Annotated in this window: 4 protein-coding genes; all 4 read right to left on the bottom strand. The window is 46.3% G+C overall.

The genetic code is table 11. The features are described from left to right. A partial coding sequence (locus tag AC27E8_RS03365; protein ID WP_487111328.1) for a hypothetical protein occupies positions 1-286 on the bottom strand: 286 nt, incomplete at its 3' end. Positions 287-314: 28 nt separating this feature from the next. Then, on the bottom strand, positions 315-524 hold the full coding sequence (locus tag AC27E8_RS03360) for a DUF5808 domain-containing protein (protein ID WP_487097777.1): 210 nt from the start codon (positions 522-524) through the stop codon (positions 315-317). A gap of 135 nt (positions 525-659) precedes the next feature. Further along, positions 660-1,466, bottom strand: a complete 807-nt coding sequence (locus AC27E8_RS03355; RefSeq protein WP_487097778.1) for an ABC-2 transporter permease — start codon at positions 1,464-1,466, stop codon at positions 660-662. Next, positions 1,456-2,358, bottom strand: coding sequence for an ABC transporter ATP-binding protein (locus AC27E8_RS03350; protein ID WP_487097780.1), 903 nt, complete (start codon positions 2,356-2,358; stop codon positions 1,456-1,458). Before AC27E8_RS03350 ends, AC27E8_RS03355 begins: the two co-directional genes overlap by 11 nt. Positions 2,359-3,285: the final 927 nt, after the last annotated feature.

Below are 3,285 nucleotides of genomic sequence, written 5' to 3'. Positions count from 1 at the left end.
CCAAGGCGACGCCGGCAGCCATGAGGGCAGCCACCGAAGAAGCGCGGCGCATCACGGCCACGGCAGGACTGCGCTTGTTCCACCACGCGGACGACGCGGAACCGACGACCCGCGGGATGGAGGTCAACGTAATCAAGAAGCCGTAAGTCTCCGGCGAATGGACAACCCGAAGATAAATCCAGGGCAGCACGATGCCCAAGAGTTGCCCGCCGAATACCCGCGCCGCCTCTGAAGCCCAAAGCCTGCGAAACGGCGCCGGCGGCACGTAAAAGCCGATCAGGCGCATGAGAAGCTCCCCCACCTAGGGCTCGCTGTCAGAAAAGTTTAACAAACCTCTTGTTGATGTATACGACGATGACAATTAAGACGAAGATAACGCCGATCGCCTTGCCAAGACGGGTGGCAAAGTTGATTGTCACACCAAACCCTACTCTTCTCCGAACGAAGGTTTTGGGATTATCTGGATCGTAGTAGATGATCCAATTCCACCATCGACGATGATCGTTCCGGTTCTTGTCGCCCATTCAGCACCCTCCTGGTTGCCATGTATGATAAGTGCGCATCCCCTTGCCAACCGTGGTGCAATCGTGACATTGACTCTCTCCTAGAAGTAGTAAGAGGAGTATTCCTACACTCACCGGATCCATCATCACATATGATTATTTTTCGAGTATCATTTCTGCTCGAAACCATCGACCACAGAAGTAAGCAACCATAAACGAACCTAGGACACCTATTCCAATACCTATAAGCGCTAACTCAAACAAATTTATTTCGGGATGAAAAGTTGCAACGCCTAGAAAGATTAACGAGGGCATGATGGCAATAAAGCGTGCTAAGTTTCCGGAACCACCTGTTCTGATTTTTGTCGCTTTCGGAAATACAATTGAAATCAACAACGAGACGAGCGCAGAACACATGCTGAGGCCAAGTGGCAAAAGGAACACCAGAACCATGTAGTTGGCGTGAAATGGGAATGATAATCTTGACACGGCCATGATCCCGTAGGCAATTCCATACATGCCAACGCCAACACAAGTACAGACCGTTATTGTCAGACCAACTGATGATAGCAAGATTGCTCCAAACACCTCAGACAAAGTGTACGGCGCGCTCAGCAGCAACTCCAACCCTCCCCGGGTCGCCTCATCTGCGAAGCTACCTTGAGCATTGGAAGCTGCCATGTTGGAGACCAAGGCCGCGATGATATAGGGGCCTAATCCAAAGAGGGAAGCCATCAGAAGGGTCGAGCGGCCGCCAGTCAATCCAAAGGTCGCACTCGCGATTTTCTCAAGCGTCGGGAGTGTCTGTGGTGTTGTGACGCCTGGAGCATAAAGGATACTCAAGTTTATCAATAAAATGAGACCTAACATGAGTAAAGGGGTAATCCATAGTCGAGACTTTTGTTCGGCGAAGTTTCGCCAGAGTAAACTTATTCCCAGGTGCCATGTGCGTTTAATATTCATTTCCCTCTTTCTCCTTCTGCAAAAAGATTTGTTCCAAGTCGTCATCTATTCGCCTAACTTCTGATACCTGGATACCACACGCGACGAGTGCTTCGATGATTCGACCAAGTTCTTCATCACTCTGGCACTCGATGAGCCAGCCCCGCTGATCCTGAATTGCCTCCACAGCAAATGACCTGAATACTTCCCGTGGATCTCTATTTACCTTTAGACAGAAACGTCGGATAGCTGATTGATTGTTTCGTAGCTCATCTAAGGACCCTCGAGCGATGACACGACCTTTCCTCAGGAAAGTAATATCATTGGCTAGTTCAGACGCTTCATGGAGATTATGAGTTGAGTAAATAATGACTCGTCCCCTCGAAATCCTACGCAGCAGATCTCTGAGACTGCGCGCGGTCGTTGGGTCAAGACCGGTAGTCGGTTCATCAAGGAAAAGGATTTTTGGATCATGTAACAAGGTTTGTGCTAAAGCAGCGCGTTGGAATTGGCCACGGCTAAGACGGCTGATCTTTTCATACAGGATGTCCGAGAGAGAAAGGGATTGTATCAATTCTTCCAACCTAGTATCGAATTTCTTTCTAGACATCTTTTGGACTCGTGCCCAAAAGCGTAAATTTTCTAGAACCGTTAAATAGGTTGACATACCTGCACCGTGCGACAGATAGCCGACCTGACGTTTTATGGACGGCATTCGATATGGGTTTTCACCTAAAATTTCAACTTTACCTTCAAAAGGTGGTAGAATACCAGAGCCTACCCGGAATAATGTCGTTTTACCCGAACCATTGGAACCGAGGATCACGTGGAATCCTTCATGGTAGGTCAGATCAATGTTCTGTAACACCTTTTTCCTACTATAACCAGCACAAACAGAACATAACTTAAGCATGAAGGCCCTCCAGAAAGGTTCATATATCCACTTTTGGATCGTACTCAAAGCCGCGCGATCGATGCTAGCTAAATTTTATTAGCTAAAAAGAAGGGCTCACATGTCGGAATAAGTGTCCAAAAGGTCGGAACACGCATATTACGTCATGACAAAAAGTAATATAATCAAAATTATTGATATTATTGCTCCAATTATCGGTATAATTATTAGTTTCTCTTGCAGCTTAAACATCATTATTAAAAAAAGAATAAGTAATATAAAAGAGCTTGAAATAGGTAATATAAAACTATACATTACTTATCCCCAAATATTCATGTTTAGATTACCATTCGTTGTTCTATCGACCTAGAATTGCTATCCATTAATTATTGCTAAGTGCTTTAGATTATCGGTGGTTTCATAGTTAGAAATTGGAATCACCAAGAAACATCCTCACAACGATCTTGCCAAAGCCACTGATATAGATTTTTTATCCAATTAAACGCCTCTCTATAGTCACATCTTATTGGTGGTACATAAAGTGATTCAAAACAGGTGACATGGTCAAACCCAGCATAGTTGCAACAACCAAGCATCCGTACAATACGAACTTCTTCATGTTAATCTCACCTCCTCCTAGATGAAACAGGATACGTGCTACTCTCTAGGAAGCTGTTGAAGTCCGCGTAATACATGATTGGCCAATTCACTTCCGCAAGCTCGGAATGCTTCGAGCGCCTGTAACCAGTATGTTTCAGCTCGTCCCCACTTCCCACGATGCTTGTAGATCTCACCTCCCAACATGATGGTATTGAGTCAATACAATGGACACATCAAAACCGAGAATGTACAAGATTTCCTGCCCGATGCGCTGCCTGGGCCGTGCTTGACATGGAGCCTCCGCGGGCATGATGTCGCGTTTGACCGCAGCCGAGCCACGCTCGCCCT

This window comes from Alicyclobacillus sp. CIJ1, from assembly GCF_057538885.1.
Note: the sequence above shows the minus strand (reverse complement) of the source record. Positions and strands in the feature narration are given on the sequence as shown.

What these genes read in the sequence shown, in the direction of transcription:
- AC27E8_RS03355 (WP_487097778.1), bottom strand. Translation starts at nt 1,466, where the DNA reads ATGAATATTAAACGCACATGGCACCTGGGAATAAGTTTACTCTGGCGA.
- AC27E8_RS03360 (WP_487097777.1), bottom strand. Translation starts at nt 524, where the DNA reads ATGGGCGACAAGAACCGGAACGATCATCGTCGATGGTGGAATTGGATC.
- AC27E8_RS03350 (WP_487097780.1), bottom strand. Translation starts at nt 2,358, where the DNA reads ATGCTTAAGTTATGTTCTGTTTGTGCTGGTTATAGTAGGAAAAAGGTG.